Annotated in this window: 15 protein-coding genes; 13 read left to right on the top strand and 2 right to left on the bottom strand. The window is 53.6% G+C overall.

All coding sequences use genetic code 11. The annotated features are described in order from the left end of the window. Nucleotides 1-125: 125 nt before the first annotated feature. Together NG346_RS00620 and NG346_RS00615 are read left to right on the top strand one after the other, a co-directional pair. Nucleotides 126-1,874, top strand: a complete 1,749-nt coding sequence (locus tag NG346_RS00620; protein ID WP_262288113.1) for a glycoside hydrolase family 30 protein — start codon at nucleotides 126-128, stop codon at nucleotides 1,872-1,874. 40 nt (nucleotides 1,875-1,914) lie between these two features. Continuing rightward, the gene (locus NG346_RS00615; protein ID WP_396266652.1) at nucleotides 1,915-3,468 is read left to right on the top strand and encodes a glycoside hydrolase; all 1,554 of its coding nucleotides are present in this window, start codon (nucleotides 1,915-1,917) and stop codon (nucleotides 3,466-3,468) included. Between the two features lie 104 nt (nucleotides 3,469-3,572). Here NG346_RS00615 and NG346_RS00610 read toward each other — a convergent pair whose 3' ends face one another. Further along, entirely contained in the window at nucleotides 3,573-5,948 is a 2,376-nt protein-coding gene (locus tag NG346_RS00610; RefSeq protein ID WP_262288112.1) for a TonB-dependent receptor, read from the bottom strand. A 162-nt stretch (nucleotides 5,949-6,110) separates the two neighbouring features. On the opposite strand from NG346_RS00610, the gene NG346_RS00605 reads away from it, so the two are divergent. Further along, a complete protein-coding gene (locus NG346_RS00605; protein ID WP_262288111.1) occupies nucleotides 6,111-6,452 on the top strand; it encodes a helix-turn-helix domain-containing protein in 342 nt (113 codons plus the stop codon). A gap of 2 nt (nucleotides 6,453-6,454) precedes the next feature. Further along, a complete protein-coding gene (locus NG346_RS00600; RefSeq protein ID WP_262288110.1) occupies nucleotides 6,455-7,534 on the top strand; it encodes a glycerate kinase family protein in 1,080 nt (359 codons plus the stop codon). Between the two features lie 184 nt (nucleotides 7,535-7,718). Here NG346_RS00600 and NG346_RS00595 read toward each other — a convergent pair whose 3' ends face one another. Beyond that, nucleotides 7,719-8,243: a DUF4738 domain-containing protein gene (locus NG346_RS00595; RefSeq protein WP_262278816.1), complete on the bottom strand. Its 525-nt coding sequence runs from the start codon at nucleotides 8,241-8,243 to the stop codon at nucleotides 7,719-7,721. Nucleotides 8,244-8,409: 166 nt separating this feature from the next. Here NG346_RS00595 and NG346_RS00590 point away from each other — a divergent pair, with 166 nt between their 5' ends. The 9 genes from NG346_RS00590 (at nucleotide 8,410) to NG346_RS00550 (ending at nucleotide 23,022) form a co-directional block, all read left to right on the top strand. After that, nucleotides 8,410-9,069, top strand: coding sequence for a DUF4230 domain-containing protein (locus tag NG346_RS00590; RefSeq protein ID WP_262288109.1), 660 nt, complete (start codon nucleotides 8,410-8,412; stop codon nucleotides 9,067-9,069). A gap of 3 nt (nucleotides 9,070-9,072) precedes the next feature. After that, on the top strand, nucleotides 9,073-9,702 hold the full coding sequence (locus tag NG346_RS00585) for a DUF4230 domain-containing protein (protein WP_262288108.1): 630 nt from the start codon (nucleotides 9,073-9,075) through the stop codon (nucleotides 9,700-9,702). A gap of 13 nt (nucleotides 9,703-9,715) precedes the next feature. After that, nucleotides 9,716-11,116, top strand: a complete 1,401-nt coding sequence (locus NG346_RS00580; protein ID WP_262288107.1) for an alanine/glycine:cation symporter family protein — start codon at nucleotides 9,716-9,718, stop codon at nucleotides 11,114-11,116. Nucleotides 11,117-11,601: 485 nt separating this feature from the next. Continuing rightward, nucleotides 11,602-14,730 carry a SusC/RagA family TonB-linked outer membrane protein gene (locus NG346_RS00575; RefSeq protein ID WP_262288106.1) on the top strand — a complete coding sequence of 1,043 codons (3,129 nt, stop codon included), beginning with the start codon at nucleotides 11,602-11,604 and terminating at the stop codon, nucleotides 14,728-14,730. A gap of 14 nt (nucleotides 14,731-14,744) precedes the next feature. Continuing rightward, nucleotides 14,745-16,679 (top strand): RagB/SusD family nutrient uptake outer membrane protein, encoded by a 1,935-nt coding sequence (locus tag NG346_RS00570; RefSeq protein ID WP_262278821.1) that lies wholly within the window; start codon nucleotides 14,745-14,747, stop codon nucleotides 16,677-16,679. Between the two features lie 70 nt (nucleotides 16,680-16,749). Beyond that, on the top strand, nucleotides 16,750-19,581 hold the full coding sequence (locus NG346_RS00565; protein ID WP_396266651.1) for a SusC/RagA family TonB-linked outer membrane protein: 2,832 nt from the start codon (nucleotides 16,750-16,752) through the stop codon (nucleotides 19,579-19,581). Between the two features lie 13 nt (nucleotides 19,582-19,594). Then, nucleotides 19,595-21,379 carry a RagB/SusD family nutrient uptake outer membrane protein gene (locus tag NG346_RS00560; protein WP_262288105.1) on the top strand — a complete coding sequence of 595 codons (1,785 nt, stop codon included), beginning with the start codon at nucleotides 19,595-19,597 and terminating at the stop codon, nucleotides 21,377-21,379. Between the two features lie 113 nt (nucleotides 21,380-21,492). Continuing rightward, nucleotides 21,493-22,467, top strand: coding sequence for a BT_3987 domain-containing protein (locus tag NG346_RS00555; protein ID WP_262288104.1), 975 nt, complete (start codon nucleotides 21,493-21,495; stop codon nucleotides 22,465-22,467). An 18-nt stretch (nucleotides 22,468-22,485) separates the two neighbouring features. Next, complete coding sequence (locus tag NG346_RS00550; protein WP_262288103.1) at nucleotides 22,486-23,022, top strand: endo-1,4-beta-xylanase; 537 nt, start codon at nucleotides 22,486-22,488, stop codon at nucleotides 23,020-23,022. Nucleotides 23,023-23,057 lie beyond the last annotated feature (35 nt).

Here is a 23,057-nt window from a genome sequence, read left to right as displayed (position 1 = left end):
GGTTTTGTTGGCTTAAAGGTTTTGTCGATCGTATGGAATCTTTAAGCCTACGGAACCTTTGGAACCTATGAACCTTTCATTGTTGGTTAGATTTTCTCTTCACACTTCTTTTTATATTATCTCGTATGAAACAAATACTTATCTCCATCTTTGCTTTGTCTACAGTCTTGTCAGCCTCTGCCCAGTCGACTTACACAATAGGATTCAATCCTTCCGAGCACTACCAGACCATCATGGACTTCGGGGCTTCAGACTGCTGGACAACAGAATTTGTGGGACGATACTTCTCCACCACAGAGAAGGAAAAGGCTGCGCGCCTGCTCTTCTCGCAAAAGATGGACAGCAACGGCAATCCCGAAGGCATCGGACTCTCGGTGTGGAGAGTGAACTTGGGTGCTGGCAGCAGTGAACAAGGCGACGGATCGAACATCAGTGATGCCACGCGACGCGCTGACTGCTACATCCAGTCTGACGGCACCTACGACTGGAACCGCTGTGCCGGACAACAATGGTTCATGGAGCAGGCCAAGAGCTATGGCGTTGGTCATTTCCTTCTTTTCGCAAACTCTGCACCTATTTATTATACGGCAAACGGACTGGCCAACAACAAGGACGGGGCAGCGGGAGCCAACCTTAAGGAAGATTGCTATGACGATTTCGCAAACTATATCGCCACCACAGCCCGACACTTCACCGACTTAGGCTATCCTATCACCTATGTCGACCCTGTCAACGAGCCGGCTTTCGACTGGCGCGACGGTCAGGAGGGATCGCCTTGGCAGAACGCTGAGATCAGCCGACTCGTAAAGGAATTGGACCAAGCACTTGATAAACAGCAATTGTCGGGGACTACCATTGTCATGCCGGAAGCAAGCGCATGGGACCGGCTCTATCAGCCTTGCTCTGACTATGGTGGCAGGGCTTCGGATCAGATAGAGGCTTTTTGGAATCCGGCAAACAGTGAAACATATATTGGTGGACTGAGCCATGTGGAGAAGGCCGTGGCCGGACACGACTATTGGACCTTTGGCAGCGACGCTGCATTAGTGGACACACGAAAGAAGGTGGCACAGAAAGCTGCGCAATACGGATTGAAAGTCATGCAAACCGAGTGGAGCATGCTTGACAAAGAGCCTGGTACAGACACTGGTTTCCCAAGTTCATACGATGAAGCCACTGACATGGACATTGCGTTGTTCATGGGAAAACTCATCTATATAGGGCTCACCGAAGGCAACATGTCGTCATGGTCGTACTGGACAGTAATGGCACAATCACAATGGAGCCAGAAAAACCGGTTTGAACTGCTTCGGCTCAACGCCACGGGAGACACTGGCTACGAGAGCTATGGTGATCTCACAAAAGGTGGAACCGTCACGGCCAATCCCAATCTGTGGGTACTCGGCAACTACAGCCGCTTTGTACGCCCCGGCTATCAGCGCATAGCCATGACGGGCACGACGGTCGACAACATCGACGGATTGATGGCTACAGCCTTTGTCTCACCGGACGGCAAGCGCGTCGTGGCGGTCTTTGTCAATAATGGAGACGCAGCAAAAGGCGTCAAATTTAATACTTCCGCAACTGCTATTCATAAATATGTGACCGATGCTACGCATTCGCTGAGCCTTGACGCTACACTAAATACAACGCCCAATGCCAACACACGTATCCTCATTCCGGCTCGCTCTGTAGTGACCTTCACTCTCGACGGTGACTTTGCTACCGGCATTCAGAGCATAGAAGAAGATGCTAAAAAAGTGAATGCCGTCTTTTCCTTGACAGGAACGAAGGTCGCTGACGATGTCTCTCTTCTGCATTCTTTGCCGAAAGGTATCTATGTCGTTGATGGAAAGAAAATCGTCAATCACTGAATGAAGAATTAACTATCCTCATCATATATCCTATTCTGCTATGAAATATCATCGTTTTCTCTTTTCAGTGCTGTTGTTGATGGCGGCAGTGTCAATCCATGCCCAACGGATCTACCGGATCAACGCAGATCAACCGCGCCAACAGATTCTGCACTTTGGGGCATCTGACGCATGGAGTATGAAGTATGTTGGGCTGTGGCCGGAGCAACAGCAGCAACAAATCGCCGACTGGCTGTTCAGCACAGACGACGATGCACAAGGTCAGCCACGCGGCATCGGACTTTCATTATGGCGTTTCAACCTTGGTGCCGGCAGTGAGGAGCAGGGCGACAGCTCGTATATCCAGCAAGCTACGCGGACGGAATGCTTCCTGAATGCTGACGGCAGTTACAACTGGAGCAAGCAGCAGGGGCAGCGCAACTTCCTGAAACTTGCCAAAGAGCGTGGCGTTGACCACTTTCTGGCTTTCATGAATTCTATGCCGGTCTACTTTACACAAAACGGACTTGCAACCAACACGGGACGTGGAGGAACGATTAATCTAAAGCCAGACTGCTATGACCGTGCCGCACGGTTCATCGCGACAAGCTTGAAAGGACTGGAAGCGCACGACGGCATCCACTTCGACTATGTCAGTCCGGTCAATGAGCCGGACGGACACTGGAACTGGCTGGGACCGAAGCAGGAAGGGTCGCCCGCTACCAACCGGGAAGTAGCAAAGTTGGTGAGGGCTGTTTCGAAAGCATTTAAAAAGCAAAAGGTCAATACACAGATAACGATCAATGAGAGTAGCGATCTGCGGTGCCTCTTGGGTACTCACGAGACAGACTGGCAGCGCGGTTTCGAAATCTCCAGCTTCTTCAATAAAGACAGCGTGCAGACCTATTTGGGCAATTGCCCGGGCGTGCCGCACTGCGTGTTGGCTCACAGCTATTGGACCAATACGCCCGTGAAATATATGCGTCAGGTACGCGAGCAACTCCGAGACACGTTGGCGCGGTATGGTCTTCATTATTGGCAAAGCGAACTTTGCATTATGAGCAACGATGAGGAGATCGGGGGAGGCGGCCATTTCGACTTTTCGATGATGACGGCTCTCTATGTGGCTCGTGTCATCCATCATGATCTGGTCTATGGCGATGCTGAGAGCTGGTCGTGGTGGCGTGCCTTGGGAGGCGACTACAAAGATGGACTGATCCGCGTGCTCAGTAATGACGGTTGGAAAACGGGCAAGGCAATTGACTCTAAGCTGATGTGGACGTTGGGCAATTATAGCCGCTTCATCCGTCCAGGAGCACGGCGGTATGCGATGTCTGTTACAGATGGAGGAAAACTTGTTGCAGACGGTGAGACACAACCTTATGGCGTGATGACTTCAGCCTATCGCAATGTAGACGGCTCGTGGGTGGTGGTCGCCATTAATTATGGAGAAGGCTCTGCTCCGATCGTTCTGCCTCTTCCAGAAAGTAAGCACGCTTGGCAACTCTACCGCACGTCGGACGTGACGGGAGAAAACCTAAAACCGGTGGGAAAGAGCATGGGCAACGCCATGCTTGAGCCGCGATCTGTCACCACGTTTGTCAGCGAGAGGTGAGAAGCACACACCGAGCGAGGGTTGCTGCACAAAAGCAACATACAGAACCAAGCACTCAGAACAGCACGGGCTATTTGGCGATAAAGGCTCCGCACGCCTTATGCTCAGAACTCTACGGTGACCTTGGCGTTGATGCGACGGCCGGTCAAGTAGTTGGGCACGGCATACTGCTGGCCGACGACATCGGTGACCCAGTAGTAGGAGTTGACGTTGTTGATACCTAAGAGGTTGAGACAGTCGAGGCCGAGCCACACATTCTTCAGCCAATGGCTGCTGTGGTGGTCACTGTTGTCGTAGAGTCGGTAGCTCATGCCGATGTCGGCACGCTTGTAGGCCGGTGCACGGAAGGAGGCAGAGGTGAGCTCACGGTGTGGCGTGGAGAAGGGCAGACCGTCGGCATAGGTCAGCCTCAGACTCATCTTCCAGCGGGTGGTGCCGGGGAAATAGTCGGTGAAGAAGAGATGGGCGGCAAAGCGCTGGTCGGTAGGCAGCGGCAGCGAGCGCCCGTCTACGTTCATCCTCGTATTCATCAGCGAGAGTGTGATCCACGAGTCAGTGCCGGGAACAAACTCACCGTAGAGTTTCAGGTCCACACCGGCTGCATGACCTGTGGCGGTATGATCGCCGTAGTAGACCACCTGCACGTTGCTTACCGAGTAAGGGATGAGGTTATGGAGGAACTTATAGTATGCTTCTGCCGAGAAGCGGTAAGGACGGTTGTTGACTTTGAAGCGGTAGTCCATGCCACCGATGACGTGGATGGCACGCTGACTCTTCACCTTGTTGTTGAGCGAAGCCACGGTCATGCCGTTTACGGTCGACGTGTCGCGCAACTCCTTGAAGAAGGGAGCCTGGTAATAGAGACCTGTTGCCAGACGGAAAGTCAGGTCGCGGTTCCACGAGGGCGTGATGCCGAGTGAGACGCGCGGCGAAAGCGTTGACTCCTGGTTAAAGTTCCAATGCGAGAAGCGCACACCATAGTACAGCGTATAGAGTGTGCTGGAGTCGTTGCGGTGATAGCGCCAAGTGTCTTGCAGATAAACCTCGGTACGGTTGGCGTCGAGCTTGTTTTTTGCTCTAAGGGAATAGATCATATACAGATCCTTACCCGTATGTGGGATGCTGTATCCTGCTGAGTCGCGCATCTCATACTCGCGCGAGTTCTCCTCGATATGTTCTTTCTTAAAGGTGATGCCTCCCTCGATGTTGTGTGCGGCGGTCTTGTGCTTGACCATGAGCTTCACGCTGCCCACGCGTGCTTTAAGGTAGTTGCGGGCGTGCTGGAAGTAGGTGCCCACGCCGAGGTCTTCCGAGGTCTCGGTCTGCGTGAGCCAGTATTGTCCTTGTATGTCGTACTGCTCACGCTCGCTGGTGGTGAATGCCGAGCCAAGGAGCGACACCGAAGTGGAGTCACCCCAGTGGCGCGTGATGCCCACCGTGCCGAAATAAGTCCGGAAGCGGTCCTTCTCCTGTCCGTCGAAATAGACTTTGAACGACTTCACGTCTTCGAGCGTGCCGAAGGTGGTCTCGCGGCTCTCGGGGTGGAAAGTATAGTGGTTGTCAGAGATGTTGCCGATGATATCGAAGCTCCACAACTTGTTGGGCCGCCAGTGGAGATAGGTCTGGTAGTCGAGGAAGTTTGGTTTGTACTCACCGTTGGTCTCCATCGAGCCGAGGAGATACTTCGTAGTCTTGTAGCGCAGGCCGTTGGTCCACGAGAAGTTCTTACCGCCGAGTCCCACGTAAGCATTGGCCCCGAGCAGTGACGCCGTCACCGTGACCTCGGTACGCTTGGGCTGACGATACGTGATGTCGAGAGCCGACGACATCTTGTCACCGTACTTTGCCTCGAAGCCGCCGGTGGAGAAGTTGATGCGCTCCACCATGTCGGGATTGATAACCGAGAGTCCTTCCTGCTGTCCGCTACGTACGAGGAAAGGACGGAAGACCTCCACATTATTTATATATACAGAGTTCTCGTCAAAGGCACCGCCGCGCACATTGTATTGCGACGACAGCTCAGAGTGAGTCGACACACCGGCCTGGCTCTGTACGAGTTCCTCCACAGCGTTGCCCGTTGTCGACGGCGATCCTTTCATGTCTTTGGTGCTGAGCTCCTGCCCTTGTCCCGATTGTATCTTTTGTCCCGTGACATCTACTTGCCCGAGTGTGTTAGCCATGCCGTAGAGCGTCACCTGCAAGGTCTGTGGTCCCTTGGGGTTCCTCAGCACACGTGTCTTCGTGCGGTAGCCGAGCATCGAGAACTTCACCACCACCGAGTCAGCGGAGTGAAGCGTCAGGCTGTAGTTGCCATGAGCTGAGGTCACGGTGGCCTTGCCCTGTTGCAGGCACGACACGCTGGCGAACTCCACGGGATTGCCCTCCTCGTCGATGACGCGGCCGTGCAGTGTGAAGCTCTGTGCCATGCCGTCCAGGCCCAGCAACGTGAGTATCATCAAGATGAAAAGTCTACGTATCATGGTATTATTAACGTAGAAAGGGCGGAAATATTACAGAAAGGCGAGTCCTAAATGTTCTTCAAAGGCTTTTCGCTTATTACGGAGTTTGCCGTATTCGATAAAAAGTAATAAATTCGTTCCATTTTATTTGTCTGTTTGGAATAAAACACTTACTTTTGTAGTATGGATAAGAAGATAAGGGAAATCTACTATTCGGATGAGTATAAAGAAAACAAGTTAAATAAGCTTCAGACCTCATCAGCAAGATTAGATAAAGAGTATGGCCCAAAAAGTTCTCCTTCACGTGAAGCTTTTGAAGCTCGTGCTAAATCTTTCTATTATGCTGAAATATTGAAAGAGCAGCGTAAGCAACAGAAGATGACTCAACAACAATTGGCTGATAAGATTGGCAAGAAGCGTGAGTTTATCAGTAATATAGAGCGTGGTAATAGTGATATGCAGCTGTCAACCTTTCTCTTAATTAGTAATGCACTTGGGCTCAGATATTCTTTAGTTGTTGGTTGAATATGATATTATTGATATTTGACAGTTTCAAGGGTTGCATGAGCAGCCAGGAGGCAAACGAGGCGTGCGCCAAAGGATTGAGAGCCCAGCATGGCGATGTGGAGATAAAGCAGATCGAGGCCAGCGACGGTGGCGAGGGCTTCCTGAGAGCAATGCGTCCCGATAGGGTGGAGCACTGCCATGTCCACGATGCGATGATGCGGTGGACCGATGCTGCCTATGGTATCAAGGATGGCAAGGGCATCATCGAGGTGGCGCAGGCCGTGGGGCTCGACAAGATAGAACCGGAACTGCGCAATCCGCTCGTGGCCACGAGCTACGGCGTCGGCGAGCTGATGGTGCAAGCGTGGGAACAGGGTTGCCGCGAGTTTATCGTGGGACTGGGCGGCTCAGCGACGAGCGACTGCGGACTGGGCATGCTTCGTTGTCTGCGCCACCATGCCCAACAGCGGTTGCATCAGATGTGGTACGACCTTTTCGACACCTCTGTGCTGAAGTCGATCCGCGTGACGCTTGCTTCCGATGTCGATAATCCGCTCACAGGTCCGCGTGGCGCTGCCCATGTCTTTGCACCGCAGAAGGGAGCCGATGACCGGCAAGTGGAACTTCTTGAGCGTCGGGCGGCAACCTTCGCTACGATGGCTGCCAAACATCAGGGCTACGACATGAGCCAAAGACCCGGCGCCGGTGCCGCCGGTGGACTGGGCTATGCCTTCATGCAGTTCATGGATGCTCAGATGGAGAGTGGCGCTGAACTGGTATTGCGAAGCAATCGTTTCGACGACATGCTGCAACATGCCGATCTTGTCATCACGGGCGAGGGTGCTTCCGACACCCAAACACTCATGGGCAAACTGCCAAGCATAGTCTTGCGTCATGCGCAGAAGGCAGGAGTCCCCGTCGTTCTTGCCAGTGGACGCATAGAGGACCGGGACGCATTGCTCGGCGCTGGCTTCTCGCAAGTAGTATGTATCAACGACGGACAGCCCGCTGACGAGAATCCGCTCGACAAGGAAGTGGCACAAAAACGATTGGCGGTTGCAGCTCAGCGAGTTGTTCTTGTCGATGGGCACGACATGTAGGTTGTATATATATGATGCCTTGAAATATATTACAGCTCTGATTTTTCCCGACAAAAGCTTGTCGTGGCGAGGTTGCAATATAGAGAAGGAAAACGCGGATTTCTGATTCTTTAGGCTCATTTTTGCCATGAGAGACGAAGAAAACAGTTGTCTTCAAAAGAAAAAGCACTTACTCCTGCCCTTTCTATTCCAGATTCTCATCCTGCGTGATCGTCACTGTCCCCAGCTTGCTGATCTTCAGCACGAGCGGGACATACTCGTCGCTCGACTTGTCGGGATTGCCAACGCTGGCCGCAAAGACGAGTTCCGGCCCCTCGGAACGCACAAAGACAATGCCCAAGAGCGCACCATTCTTATAATACTGGTCATCGACCTTGGCTTTGAAGTCAGCTTTGGTAAACTCACGGTTGAAAAACTCGGAGCCGTTCTGCCGCAGGATACGCACGCTGATCTTGTTATCATAGTACTCGTGGCTGCCATCAGAAGCCTTGGCCAGACTCTTATCGGCATGGCGCTTGACCTCGACAGTATAGATGCCACCGACCCAGCCAACCTTGCGCGACACAGTGTTGTCGCCCATCACACGGGGACCTTTCGGCTCGACGACCTTTTGAACCTTGCGCACAGGCTGCACCTTGGTATTGTCCTTGCAGCCCATAAAGAGCATCACCGTCAGGAGTATCAAAGCCAATGAAGTGTATATTTTCATCGTTTTTTGTGTATTTACCGGTGCAAAGGTAGGAAAAAACTACGAAAAAGCGACAGATTGCACAAAAGAATACTAAGAAAAAGACGCTTTTTCTTTGATATTCCACTCGTTTACACTAACTTTGCATCTACAAACATGTAACAAACCATCAACAAACAGAGAACTGATGATACGAAAAGTCATTGCACTGTTTCTTTTTGTCCTTTTACTGATGGGTTGCCGACATCAAAATGTCAGCAAACCACAAGAGACCGCCACGGACACGACGGCCATGATGGTCTATCAGATACAGCATTGTGCGAAACTATATACCCAAGAGTATAAGCTCCGCAAGATCGTCGTCTACGACGACACTGCGGCAGTCACCGGACACGTGTTCGGGCAAGATTTCAAGATGAACCTGCCTCTCGGCAAGCGCCGCATTGCCATACCCATGACGGCCACGGCGCAAGCCTCGATCGACTTCTCCCATTTCTCAGCCTCACAGGTACGGCACGACGGCAAAAAGTTGGAGATCATCCTGCCTGACCCGCAGGTGACGCTCACCGCCACGACCATCGACCACGAACAAGTCAAGGAGAAGGTGTCGCTGCTGCGCACCCGATTCTCCGACGAAGAGCGCTCACGCATCGAGCAGCAGGGGCGTACGGCCATCGTCAAGTCGCTGGAACAGATGAACCTCACCGAGAGCGCACGACAGAGTGCCGTACAGCAGCTCATGCCGATGCTGCGGCAGATGGGCTGGAGCGACGAGGACGTGGTGATCACCTTCCGCGATGATCTCGGCAACAGCCCCTTTGAAACCCTTATCCGTAAAACGAACTAAGCCATGACAACAAAGCACTCTCTCTTCTCTCGCCTGCTGGGCCGCGCAAGCACCGACCTGCGCCTGGTGCTCATCTCGGCTACGGTCACCCTCGTGCTCGTTGTCGCTGCCGTGTTCCTCATCAAGCGGGCGTTGTCGGATCAGCACGTTGAGATTACGCACAACCAGGAGATCAGCGTCACGCCCGTGGTCATGGAGAGCATCCGCAACACGGGGCAGTGGGTGTTCATGGAGATCGCTGACGAGGAACTCGTCGACACCGTGCGCCACGGCTTCTTCGGCGACGACGAGCTGGCACGCGTCTACTACGGCACGCTGCGCCTCGGCTTCGACATGCAACAATATAAAGAGGAGTGGCTCAGCGTCCGGGGCGACACGCTCATCGCCACGCTGCCACCCATCGGACTGGTAGACGACAACTTTCTCGACGAGGCCCGCACACGTTCCTTCTACGAGAGTGGGAAATGGAGCGAGCAAGACCGCACCGCCATGGCCGAGCAAGCAAAGGCAAAGATGCGGCAACGCTGTCTGAGCAAAGCCAATCTGGCATCGGCACGGAAAAACGCACGGACGCAGCTCTGGACGATGTTCCATGCACTGGGATTTAAAAACATCAGGATAGAAAACAAGTAACATAGAGGATAGCATGAGTCAAGTCAACGAATTCTTCACGACTCTCAGCGGACTGCTGTGGGGCTGGCCAATGATCATCTTATTGTTGGGCACGCATATCTTTCTGACTTTTCGGTTGCACATTCCGCAGCGCTTTCTGTGGACAGCCATCAAGTTGTCGGTGAAGCGTGACCCCGGTGCCACGGGCGACGTGTCGCAGTTTGGCGCACTGGCCACGGCATTGGCAGCGACAATCGGCACGGGCAACATCGTCGGCGTGGCGACAGCTATCTCGCTCGGCGGTCCGGGTGCCGTGCTGTGGTGCTGGCTGACAGGTGTCTTCGGCGTGGCGACAAAGTATTCCGAAGGCCTGCTCGCCATCAAATACCGCGTCAAGACAGCCGACGGCCGCATGTTGGGCGGTCCGATGTATGCGCTGGAGAAAGGCTTGGGATGGAAATGGCTGGCCGTGCTCTTCGCTGTCTTTGCCGCATGTGCCTCGTTTGGCATCGGCAACACCGTGCAGGCCAACGCCATCGCGACGATAGCCCACGAGAGCTACGGCATCAGTCCGGCGATCGTCGGCACCGTCATCACGCTGCTCACGGCGGCGGTAATCATTGGCGGCGTGAAGAGCATCTCCAAGGTATGCAGCATGTTGGTGCCGTTCATGGCGGTCTTCTATGTCTTAGGCTGCATCTATATTCTCTTTGTCAACCACAGCAGTCTGTGGCCCGCCCTACAACTAATCGTCCGTTCGGCTTTCACGCCGCAGGCAGCAGGCGGCGGTTTTGTCGGTGGCACGGTGATCATGGCAGCCCGCTACGGCATCGCCCGCGGTCTGTTCTCCAACGAGTCGGGACTGGGCTCGGCACCGATCGTAGCCGCAGCCGCACAGACACGCAACCCGGTCAGGCAGGCTTTGGTATCGAGTACGGCAACGTTCTGGGACACCGTCATCATCTGCGCGCTGACCGGACTGGTCATCGTCAGCAGCATCATCGCCTATCCCGACATTACGTTCCACGACGGCGCGCAGCTCACCAAGGTGGCTTTCAGCAAGATTCCCTACGTCGGCAAGCCACTGCTGACCTTTGGATTGCTGACCTTCGCCTTTAGCACGATACTCGGCTGGAGCTATTATGGCGAGCGCTGTGTGGAGTATTTGGGTGGCCGCCGCTGGATGTTGGGCTACCGCCTGCTCTACATCGTGTGTGTGTTCATCGGCAGTGTGATCTCTCTGGAACTGGTTTGGAACATCGCCGACTGCATGAATGCGCTCATGGCAATCCCCAACCTGCTCTCCCTGCTCTTCCTCAGCGGCATCATCGTGCACGAGACACGTAAGTATCTGTGGCGAGGACGACTGGACCGAGAGATGGAGGAGGGGACAGACGAGACACAAAGCGAGGAGACAGAACAGCAGAGGGCTTAGACAGAAAGACGAATAGCCTTAGACAGAAAAACCATTGTCTTTTTAGATATAAAGACATAAAAGACATATTATTCTATACATAATTCATGATCATTCAGCTATAGTATTTGACCACTGAATCATCATAAATAAACCACTTGGCACGATTTTTAGCTCGTGCATCCTTTGACAACGAGGTGCCCCAAGAGGGCACACGGGCATTCTATGCGCAAAAAAACAGTGATTCTCTCTCTATGGACTTTCGCATCTGGCCCCAAATATCACTTAAGCGGATTGAGAAATAAGTAACACGAAGTTTCTCTTTTGTTATTTCAAGGCTTTATGGTATGTATCACAAAGAGTTTGTTACATGTTACAAACTCTATGAGCTTTTTATATGTTAACTTTGCAGCGTTTTCAACCAAAAAAATATTAAGGTTAACATAAAAGGCTAAAAACGGTGGTATAGATCCTAATAAATAAAAAGCTTAAATAATGAAGAGAACATGAACAAACTATTGTTAAGAACACAACGATTAGCCACCACGCTGACGTTGGCTTCGCTCTTTGCTGTAGGCGTGCAGGCCCAGCAGAAGTATACGGTCAAGGGTAGTGTGGTTGACGAGAAAGGTGAGCCGGTTATCGGCGCCACCATCATGGAAGGCGGTTCTTCCAATGGTACCGTCACCGACTTGGACGGCAACTTTGTCATCAATGTCAAAGGTGCCGGCTCCACGTTGAAGATCTCTTATGTGGGCATGTTGCCGCAAGACGTGAAGGTGGGCAGTAAGCATACGATGCGTGTCACTCTTCGCGATGACGACCAGAATCTCGGTGAGGTCGTCGTTGTCGGTTACGGCCAGCAGAAGAAGGCCTCTGTGGTCGGTTCCATCACTCAGACCACGGGTAAGGTGCTTGAGCGCGCCGGTGGCGTGAGCAGCATCGGTGCCGCACTGACCGGTAACCTGCCGGGTGTGGTGACGATGAGCTCCACGGGTATGCCGGGCGAGGAAGACCCGAAGATCGTCATCCGTGGCGTGAGCTCGTGGAACAACAGCGACCCGCTGATCCTTGTCGACGGTATTGAGCGTCCGATGAACAGCATCGACATCTCCTCCGTGCAGAGCATTTCCGTACTCAAGGATGCCTCCGCTACCGCCGTCTACGGTGTGCGTGGTGCCAACGGCGTGATCCTCATCACCACCAAGCGTGGTCAGGAGGGTCAGGCCAAGATAGAAGTAGGCATGAACGCCACGCTGAAGTTCGTCAGTCAGCTGCCTGGCTCGCTCCACAGTGCCGACGCGCTGATGATCCGCAACCAGGCCGCTGAGCAGGAGCTCGGCTTGAAGCCTGACTCTTGGAACAAGGTACTGCCCATCGACATCATTGAGAAATACCGTCATCCTGCCAATCTTGAGGAGGCTGAGCGCTATCCCGATGTAGACTGGCAGAAAGAGGTGTTCAAGAACCACGCCATGGCCTATAACCCACACGTCAACGTCAGTGGAGGTACACGCTTTGTCAAGTACTTCGCTGCCATCGACTACCTGCATGAGGGCGACCTCTTCCGCCAGTGGGACAACAACCGCGGCTACAAGGCAGGTTACGGCTATGACCGTATCAACGCGCGTACGAACCTCGACTTCGCACTCACACGCACCACTACCTTAAAGGTGAACCTCTTCGGCAGCCACGGTGAGCGCAAGGGACCTTGGGGCACCGCTACCGGTTCGTTTGGTGAGAGTCAACTTTGGCAGGCCGCTTACAGCGCACCGCGCGACGCCTTTATTCCACGCTATAGCGACGGCACATGGGGCTACTATCCCGCCGACACGCAGGGGGCACCGAACTCTATCCTCAACCTTGCCCTTTCCGGTACAGAGAAACACACCACCACACGTATCAACACCGACTTCACGCTGACACAGAATCTCGACTTCATCACCAAGGGACTCTCGGCCAGCGCGCTCGTCAGTTGGGACAACGTCTTCCAGGAGGACGGACGCGGCATCAACGATCTCTATCACAATGCACAGGAGAAATGGATTGATCCCGCAACGGGAAAGACCGTGTACTTGCAGCCACAGCAGGGAAACACCAACTTCGATTTCCAGGAAGGCATCCTTTGGACTACGGCCGGCGGTTCGGTCAACAACGGTGCCACCGTGCGCAACCTCTTCTATCAGGCACAGCTCAACTATGCCCGCAAGTTCGGCAAGCACGACGTGACCGCCATGGGCGTATTCAACAGTACGGAGAATGCCTACGGCAGCGACTTCTCGCACTACCGTGAGGACTGGGCCTTCCGTGCCACTTATAACTACGACGGCCGCTACTTCGCTGAGTACAATGGTGCTTACAACGGTTCCGAACAGTTCGGTCCCGACTATCGTTTCGACTGGTTCCACTCCGGTGCCGTGGGCTACACGATCAGCGAGGAGAAGTTCTTCAAACCGCTCAAGAAGTATGTCGACCTGCTCAAGTTCCGTTACAGCATCGGTCAGGTCGGTGACGACGGTGCCAACATCGGCCGCTGGCTCTATGCCACACAGTGGGCTTATGGCGGCAGCGCGGTCTTGGGACTGAACGGCGACAACAGTCCTTATACATGGTACAAGGAGTCGAAGATTGGTAACTCGAACATCCACTGGGAGAAGTCAACCAAGCAGAACTTCGGTATCGACTATGGCTTCTTCGGCGGACTCATCACGGGTAACATCGATTTCTTCGTCGACAACCGACACGACGTGCTGATTGCCGGTGGCAACCGCGCCATTCCTTCCTACTTCGGTGCCACAGCGCCGACGGCCAACCTCGGTAAGGTGCGTACCAAAGGTTATGAGTTGGAGTTGCGTTTGAACAAGACCTTCAACGGTCACCACGTCTGGGGTAACTTCTCCATGACGCACGCTACCAACAAGATTCTGAAGTACGATGACCCGTCACTGCTCCCAGGCTATCAGAAGCAGGAGGGCTATGCCATCGGTCAGGATCACGCCTTTCTGACCACAGGCTTCGCCAACTCATGGGACGACGTCATCGGCGTCACCCGCTACGACACCAACGACGACCAGAAAATGCCGGGTATGTATGATGTTATTGACTACAACGGCGATGGTGTCATCGACAGCAACGATAGCGCACCCTATGGCTACACCGGTACACCGGAGAACACCTACAACGCCACCATCGGTTGGGACTGGAAAGGATTCTCGGTCTATGTGCAGTTCTATGGTGTGACGAATGTCGACCGCTATGTCGGCTTCAACTCACTGGGCAAGAACCTCGACACCGTCTTTGACGAGGGTACCTTCTGGACCAAGTACACCCAGAATGCCAGCGCGCCGATTCCACGTCTGAACTCCCAACCCTCGTACTACGAAGGCACACGTTTCCACTACGACGGCAGCTTCATCCGTCTGAAGAACGCCGAGGTGAGCTACACCTTCACCCAGCCGTGGGTGAAGCATCTCGGACTCAGCAGCCTGATGGTCTATGTCAACGGCAACAACCTCTGGGTGTGGAGCCGTATGCCGGATGACCGTGAGAGCAACTACGCCGGTACGGGTCTGGCCTCGCAAGGTGCTTATCCTACTGTCAAGCGTGTCAACATGGGTATTAAAATCAATCTGTAATACTGTCTCCAACAATGAAAAAGATAAGACTATATATAGGGCTGTTGTGTGCTTCGCTGTCGTTGACACTCGCACAGACCAGCTGCACCGACTACCTCGACAAGGCACCCGAAAGCGACATCTCGGACAAGGATGCCTTTAAAGACTTCCAGAATTTCCAGGGATTCACCGAGGAACTCTACAACTGCATCCCTGAGTTTGACAAGGGATATTGGACTAACTCATGGAACTGGGGCGAGGATGAACTGCAAAACGTCGGCATCAACTACCACATGGTCTACAAGATCGACCAGGGCGACTTCTGGGGCTGGCAGAGCAGCCACGACGGTTGGCAGAGTGGATTTATGGACCGCAACGGCTTCAACACGGGCGGCGACCGCTTCTCCCACTCTCTCGTGCCGGGATGCTGGTACGGTATCCGCAAGGCTAACCTCGGTCTTGCCAACATCGACAACTTCGTGGGTACCAAGGAAGAGAAGGACCTCATCATGGGACAACTCTATTTCTTCCGTGGCTGGTTCCACTTCCAGCTCATGCAGTACTTTGGTGGACTGCCTTATATCGATAAGGTGTTACCCGCCGACCAGGAGTTGCGCGAGCCGAGACTGAGCTATCAGGAGTGCGCCGAGAAGGCTGCTGAGGACCTGCGCAAGGCTGCCGACCTGCTGCCCGTCAACTGGGACAACACCACAGTGGGTAAGAACACGCTCGGCAAGAACCAGCTGCGCGTGACCAAGATTGCCGCTCTAGCCTATCTCGGCAAGGATCTGCTCTGGGCAGGCTCACCGCTGATGAATAAGGTGAGCACGGGCAATGCCTCTTACAACCAGGATTTCTGCAAGCGTGCCGCTGAGGCCTTCGGCGAGGCGCTCGCCATGGTGGAGAGCGGACAGACACAGTTTGGCCTGCTGCCGATGAAGGACTATGGCCGCAACTTCTATTCTATCGACGACAACGGCAAGGTGCCCGGGCAGAGTGCCGACGGTTCCGTCACGGAGGCTATCTTCCGCGGTCCGCTCTTCAACGGCGACTGGAATGGAACCAACTGGGGACTCTCGAAGCAGTTCTGTGCCGTGAACAGCGACCTTTCCGAAGGTGGTGTGTGGTCACTGCCCACTGCCAACTATGTCAATTACTATGGCATGGCCAACGGATTGCCCCTCGATGACCCGCAGAGCGGCTTCGATCCCACTCATCCTTGGAAAGGCCGTGACCCGCGCTTCTACAATGATATCCGCTTCGACGGCGAGAAGATCTTCAAGAGCAACGATGTCGCCAAGCACGAAGTGCACACAGAAGCAGAGATCAGTGCAGATCCCGCAAAGTCCATCCGCTACGCCGACCTCGAGACAGGCGGCATGTACCGCAGTGTGGATAAAGGCAGCCGCACAGGCTATCTGCTCTATAAGTTCATTGACAACAGCTGCAACAAACTCGACGACGGCTATGGCTTTACTCACCACTTCCTGATCCATCTGCCCTGGATGCGCCTGAGCGATGTCTATCTGATGTATGCCGAGGCTGCCGCAGAGGCCATGGGCTCGGCCAATGCTAAGGTGGGACAGTGCCCGCTGACAGCTTTGGAGGCCGTCAACAAGGTACGCGCTCGTGCCGGTGTTGACCCTGTCGCTGCCAAGTACGCCTCTTCACTCGACGGCTTCATGAGCGAGTTGCGACGTGAACGTGCCGTAGAGCTGGCCTACGAGGGCCACCGCTTCAACGACCTGCGCCGTTGGCTGCTCCTTGACAAGTATCCTTACACCATCAAGACCTCACAGGAGTTCAAGCGCGTGAAATGTGATCTCGAGCATCCGGAAAACAACGAGGTGTCGGGCTTCACACAGAAAGTCATCCTCACCCGCAACTTCTCGGAGAAGCACTACTGGCTGCCGCTGAAGAAGAGCGACGTGAGCATCTATCCCGAGTTTAAGCAAAACCCAGGATGGTGATCCTCTATGAGAACTGTAAAAGTAAAAGGGTAAAAAAGTAAAAAGGTAAAACTTCAAACCTTAGCGTTCAATGAATAATCCAAAAACATATAAGACAAATGTTCTGACGCTCGCCATGCTTGCCATGTCTGCTACGGCTCTCGGACAGACCGTTGCCGACTCCACACAAGTCAACGTGGCTTTCGGCTCCAAGGCGAAATCGGAACTCATGGGCGGTGTCTCGGCCATTGACATGGTGGATCTGACTCGCAAGAACTATAACACCTACAGCCTCGACGCCCTTCAGGCCTATGCCGGTGGATACACGGGGCAGCTGTGGAACATGGGCGACGCCCTCGTGCTCGTCGATGGAGTGCCCCGCGATGCCAACAACGTGCTGCCCACAGAGATTGAGCAGATCACTTTCCTCAAGTCGGCCAGTGCCGTGGCACTCTATGGAAGCCGTGCGGCTAAGGGTGCCGTGCTGATTACTACCAAGCGTGGACGTACCGAAGGACTCCACGTCAGCGTGCGTGGCAATGCCGGACTCTTCACACCGAAAGAGTATCCTACCTATCTCGGTGCCGCACAGTACATGAGCCTCTACAACGAGGCCCTGACCAACGATGGCAAGAGTGCCGCTTACACCGACGAGGATATCTATAACTATGCTTCGGGACGCAATCCCTATCGCTATCCCAGCATCGACTTCTTCTCAAAAGACTACCTCAAGAAAGCATATACACGCTACGACGGAAATGCTGAGTTTGAGGGAGGCGGAAAGTTCGCGCACTTCTATGCCAACATCGGACTGTATCATGTCGGCGACCTCATTAAGTTCGGCGAGGGTAAGCACAACCACACCAACCGGCTCAACGTGCGTGGCAACATCGACCTGAGGCTCAACGACTGGATCACGGGATGGGTAGACGCCAACGCTACCTTCTATGATCAGCGCGGCGACCGCAGCAACTACTGGAGCCAGAGTGCTTCGATGCGCCCCACAAGCCAGTACCCGCTCACGCCGCTCATCCCTATCGACCTGATAAATCCCGACGTGCAGGAAATGCAGAAGATGATCGCTAACAGCAACTATGTCGTTGACGGAAAGTATATGCTCGGCGGTACGCAGAGCCAGCAGACCAATCCTTTCGCTGCCATGTATGCGGCTGGATACAGCACTTATACCAGCCGTCAGCTGCAGTTCGACGCCGGCATCAACTTCAATCTCGACAAAGTGCTGCAAGGACTGAGCTTCAAGACCCATGCTGCCATCGACTACGCTACCTCGTACAACAGCAGCATCCAGAACGACTACTCGACCTATGAGCCCATCTGGACAAACATGAATGGCAAGGATGAGATCATCGGACTGAAAAAATACGGCATAGATAAGCACACGGGCACAAAGATCGTAAGCGGCTCAAAGACCATTCAGACGGTATTCTTCTCGGGACAGTTCGACTACAACCGTCAGTTTGGCCTCCATGCTGTCGACGCAACCTTGCTGGCTCACGGCTATCAGGTGACCACCACGGGAGAGTATCACCGTACGAGCAACGCCAACCTCGGCTTGAACGTCGACTACAACTACGACCGACGCTACTACGCCAACCTGGCTATGGCTGCCATTCACTCGGCAAAGCTGGCTGAGGGACACCGTGAGGCCCTCTCGCCTGTGGCTACCGTCGCATGGCGCGTGAGCCGTGAGAAATGGATGAAGCCGACAGAGTCGTGGCTCGACGATTTGAAGATCAATGCCTCCTATGGTGTGATCAACGAGGATCTCGACATTGAGAAATACTATATGTACGACGACATCTTCACCGCCACCGGTACTTGGTGGGGCTGGAGTGAGAGTGCCAATTCCATGCAGACGTCCGACTCTCAGCGTGGTGGTAACAAAGACCTGGGCTTTGTCAAGCGCAAAGAGCTGCGTTTCGGCCTCGACGCTTCTTTCGGAAAGGGACTCGTTCGACTCAATGCCAACTACTATAACGTGAAGTTCGACGGACTACTCATCACGCCGGAGACGCTCTACCCGAGTTATTTCCATACTTACTGGCCCGTGTCGACGTTCATGCCCTATATCAACTACAACGCTCAGCGTCGTAGTGGCTTCGATTTCACTGTCGACGTGCACAAGCAGGTCGGCGACGTGGATCTCAGCGGTGGCATCACTGGCATGACTTTCTCATCGAAGAACACCAAGGTCAGCGAGAATGTGGAGTATGACTGGCAGAAGAGCCAGGGCGCACGCATCGATGCACTTCGCGGATACCATTGCTTAGGATTCATCAATGAAGACGACGTCGTGCGCGGCACTGACGGGGCTATTACCGGATACAAAGACGGCATCGCTGTCATCAACAGCAACACCAAGCCCGGTGATCTCAAATACCAGGACATGAACGGTGACGGACTTATCGACAGCCGTGATCAGGTGGTGCTCGGACACTGGACGCCGAACTTCTATCTGGGAGTCCATTTCACAACGAAGTACAAGGGCTTTACCTTCTTCATGAACTGGACCGGCAACTTCGGTGGCATGGGCGTGAAGGACAACAGCTACATGTGGTGCTACGGCAGCCGCAAGTACTCTGATGTGGTACTCGGACGCTGGACACCGGAGACTGCCACAACAGCCACTTATCCCCGCCTGACTACCGAGGGCGGTGAGCTCAACTTCGTAACCTCTGATTTCTGGACCTATAAGACCGATGCCGTGCGCCTCAACAAGGTGCAACTGACCTACGACCTGCCTGAGAACCTCTTCCAAGGCAAGTGGGTCAAGGGACTGAGCGTGTATCTCAGCGGCAGCAATCTTCTCACCATATCGGGAGAGCGGAAATATATGGAGACCAGCGTGGGATCGTTCCCACAGACACGGTTCTACAATCTCGGTGCTAAGGTAAACTTCTAATTCTTCTGTCATCATGAAAACAAGAAAATATAAATATCTCTTTCTCGTGGCGGCACTCGGTCTGACGCTCACTTCCTGTGACGACCTCTTCGAGCCCGCCAAGGAAAACAACCTCGGCCTTGACTACATGGACAAAAATGCGTCCTACGCCGAGGGTGTGCTCGGCAATGCCTATACGCGCATTCCCTGTGGCAGCTTTCCTTTCAGTGAGGTGGGCACTGACGATGCCGTGAGCAACGATGCTACCAACAGCTGGCGTAAACTCGCCGGGGGCACGTGGACATCAAACAACAACCCCACGGAGCGCTGGCGCGACTGTCGGGCAGGAATCATGTATGTCAACCTCTTCCTCAGCCGTGTCGACGGTGTGCACTGGGCCGACGACGATGTGGCCCGCCGCCTCTATGCCAGCCGTGAAAAGGGGGAGGCTTTCGGTATGCGTGCCATGTTTATGTACTATCTGCTACAGGCTCATGCCGGATACGACGAGAGCGGACAGCTTCTCGGTGTGCCTGTCGTCACTACGCCGGAGGGTGCCTCCAGCAACTTCAACGTGCCGAGAAATACCTTTGAGGAGTGTATGAAGGCATTTTATGCTGACTGCGACTCTGCGCTCGCCCTGTTGCCCGACAAGTATGTCGACATCACTTCCGACGCAAGCATCCCGGCATATTACAAGAAAATGGGAGCTGACGTGGACCGTATGAACCGTGTCTTCGGCGCAAAGTTCAACGGACGTATGGATGCTTCCATCGTCAAGGCGTTCCGTTCCAAGGCTGCCCTGTTGGCAGCCAGTCCGGCTTTCGCCGATGCTTCCGGCACCAACTATCAGCAGGCTGCCGACTATGCTGCTCAGGTACTCGATGCCATCGGTGGCATCGCCGGAATGGATCCCAACGGATGGACATGGTATGCCAACGGAAGTGAGATTGACGCTCTCTCCAACGGTGCTAACCCCAAAGAGGTGTTGTGGAGAAGCGAGAAGTCGAAAGAGAACTACAACTGGGAGTCCGACAACTATCCTCCTTCGCTCTATGGCAAGGGCCGCATCAACCCAACACAGAACTTTGTCGATGCCTTCCCCGCAGCCAATGGCTATCCGATCACTGACCCGCGCAGTGGCTACGATGCCAAGAATCCTTATGCCAACCGCGATCCGCGACTGACGGCTTATGTGGTTGTCGACGGCGGACAGGTCGGCGTGAACAACACTAAGATCAATACAGAGGTGGGATCCGGTAAGGATGGTATCAACACCGAGGTGGGAAGCTCCACGCGCACTGGTTACTATCTGCGGAAGCTGCTCCGTCAGGATATCAACCTCGATCCGAAGGTCAACAGCAAACAGTATCACTATACGCCGCGTATCCGCTACACCGAGATCTTCCTCAACTATGCCGAGGCTGCCAACGAGGCTTTCGGGCCGAAAGGTACCGGTACGCACAGCTACTCGGCCTATGACGTCATCAAGGCACTGCGCCACCGTGCCGGCATCACCGACGACAGCTATCTCGACGAGTGCGCTCAGTCTAAGGAGAAGATGCGTGAGCTTATTCGCAACGAGCGCCGCATCGAGCTCTCCTTCGAAGGCTTCCGCTTCTGGGATCTCCGTCGTTGGAAAGCACCGATTACCACTGCGGCTAAGGGTATGAGCATCTCTGCTGACAAGGACGGAAATAAGATTTATACGCCTGTCAACGTGGAGGAACGCGACTATAAAGACTATATGTACTATGGTCCGATTCCTTATTCCGAGATGCTGAAATTCAGTGAACTGAAACAAAACAAGGGTTGGTAAAGCCCGTCTCATGCTGCTCTCTCCTTATTATATATAGGAGAGGGCAGGGAAGAGACGAAGACTTGATCAGCTTTAACATCATTCAAATCATTCTGTAATTAATGAATATGATTATGAACAAGACTTTAAAAATGCTGGCGACACTCGCCTTGCCTTTGACTCTCGCGCTGGGATTCGCTTCCTGCGAGAATGGCGACAAGGAATTTGACGACTATGACTACCAGACAGTCTATTTCGCCCAGCAGAATCCTATACGTACTATCACCCTCGGCGAGGATGATGTGTTCCCCAATGACCTCGACAACCAGCATGAGTGCCAGTTACAGGTCGTTGTCGGTGGCGTCTGGAAAAACAATAAAAACCGTCATGTGAAGATCGCTGTGGACAACAGCCTCGTCGACAACCTCTCTTTTGACGGTATCAACGGTGCTGCGTTTGCCAACACGGGTAAGCCTGTCATGGCAATGCCGCAGAACTATTATGAGTTGGAATCAACTGACGTGACCATTCCAGCAGGCGATGTGCGCGGTAAGGTCAACGTGCATCTCACCGATGCTTTCTTCGCTGATCCCAAGTCGGCTGAGGTTACCTATGTGCTGCCGGTGCGTATCGTGTCGGCTGAGGACTCTATCCTGAAGGGCCAAGACTACACGCTCTATGCCATCACCTATAAGAATCCGTATGCCGGAAGCTGGATTGTCACCAACGATGGCAGCGTCGTGACGCTCTCTACGCTGTCGATGAGCCAGGTGGCTTATCCTCATTCTGAGGTAGTAAAGGTCGACGGCAAGGAAAAATCGCTCGACGGCACGGTGGTCATGACAGTTGGCAACGACGGTGCGGTGACGTTCTCCACGGCTTCCCAAGACTGTACGGTGACGGGTACCGGCAAGTGGACATCACTCGGCGCGAAGAAAGATACTTCAAAGAAATGGGGCGACAAGGACCGTGACCTCTTTGAAGTGAAGTATACCATTACTTATAAGTACACCGACGGCGGCCAAACCAAGACGCTCGTCAAAGACTATGACGAGAAACTAGTGATGCAGACGCGCGGCAATAAGATGCAGACATTCTCTACCAAGTAATTTTTTTTAGACCTGACTATGAACAAATCTATATTATTCATCGCGGCGACAGCACTGATGCTCTCAGCCTGTGCCGACGACAATGTTCCCGGATTCAGTGTCGACGAGCCTGCCTACGATTCGGCTTATGCATATCTCGACAGCTATGCACCACTGAAGGAATATCTGGCTCAAAGCAAGAATCCTAATGTACATTTAGGAGTAGGTACCTCTGCTTCTGATTATATCAAGAAGGGTGTAGTCTATGCTTTGACCAACAGCAACTTCACGGAGACGGAACCGGGAAATGCCATGAAGATGGCTTCTTGTGTGAACGCTGATGGGGACATGAACTTCGAAACAGTGGAGAACTATGTCAACGCTGCTACTGACGCTGGCCTGTCGGTATATGGTCACACGCTGGCCTGGCACTCACAGCAACCTGTGGCTTATTTAAATAAATGTATTGCTGATAAGATGACCAGCGACGGCCCGGCCGTTGTGGGATGGACGGACGTAAAGAAGATAACCTATAAGGATGGTAAATTCGGCGCACTAGCAAATCCATGTGGATAATTTAACGCTTTCACCGCTTGAATTGAATATTCTTT

It is taken from the genome of Hallella absiana (genome assembly GCF_025457485.1).
GTDB lineage: Bacteria > Bacteroidota > Bacteroidia > Bacteroidales > Bacteroidaceae > Prevotella > Prevotella absiana.
Note: the sequence above shows the minus strand (reverse complement) of the source record. Positions and strands in the feature narration are given on the sequence as shown.

Bases quoted from the DNA above. Each gene is read 5' to 3' on its own strand.
- NG346_RS00620 (WP_262288113.1), top strand. From the start codon at position 126: ATGAAACAAATACTTATCTCCATCTTTGCTTTGTCTACAGTCTTGTCA.
- NG346_RS00615 (WP_396266652.1), top strand. From the start codon at position 1,915: ATGAAATATCATCGTTTTCTCTTTTCAGTGCTGTTGTTGATGGCGGCA.
- NG346_RS00610 (WP_262288112.1), bottom strand. From the start codon at position 5,948: ATGATACGTAGACTTTTCATCTTGATGATACTCACGTTGCTGGGCCTG.
- NG346_RS00605 (WP_262288111.1), top strand. From the start codon at position 6,111: ATGGATAAGAAGATAAGGGAAATCTACTATTCGGATGAGTATAAAGAA.
- NG346_RS00600 (WP_262288110.1), top strand. From the start codon at position 6,455: ATGATATTATTGATATTTGACAGTTTCAAGGGTTGCATGAGCAGCCAG.
- NG346_RS00595 (WP_262278816.1), bottom strand. From the start codon at position 8,243: ATGAAAATATACACTTCATTGGCTTTGATACTCCTGACGGTGATGCTC.
- NG346_RS00590 (WP_262288109.1), top strand. From the start codon at position 8,410: ATGATACGAAAAGTCATTGCACTGTTTCTTTTTGTCCTTTTACTGATG.
- NG346_RS00585 (WP_262288108.1), top strand. From the start codon at position 9,073: ATGACAACAAAGCACTCTCTCTTCTCTCGCCTGCTGGGCCGCGCAAGC.
- NG346_RS00580 (WP_262288107.1), top strand. From the start codon at position 9,716: ATGAGTCAAGTCAACGAATTCTTCACGACTCTCAGCGGACTGCTGTGG.
- NG346_RS00575 (WP_262288106.1), top strand. From the start codon at position 11,602: ATGAACAAACTATTGTTAAGAACACAACGATTAGCCACCACGCTGACG.
- NG346_RS00570 (WP_262278821.1), top strand. From the start codon at position 14,745: ATGAAAAAGATAAGACTATATATAGGGCTGTTGTGTGCTTCGCTGTCG.
- NG346_RS00565 (WP_396266651.1), top strand. From the start codon at position 16,750: ATGAATAATCCAAAAACATATAAGACAAATGTTCTGACGCTCGCCATG.
- NG346_RS00560 (WP_262288105.1), top strand. From the start codon at position 19,595: ATGAAAACAAGAAAATATAAATATCTCTTTCTCGTGGCGGCACTCGGT.
- NG346_RS00555 (WP_262288104.1), top strand. From the start codon at position 21,493: ATGAACAAGACTTTAAAAATGCTGGCGACACTCGCCTTGCCTTTGACT.
- NG346_RS00550 (WP_262288103.1), top strand. From the start codon at position 22,486: ATGAACAAATCTATATTATTCATCGCGGCGACAGCACTGATGCTCTCA.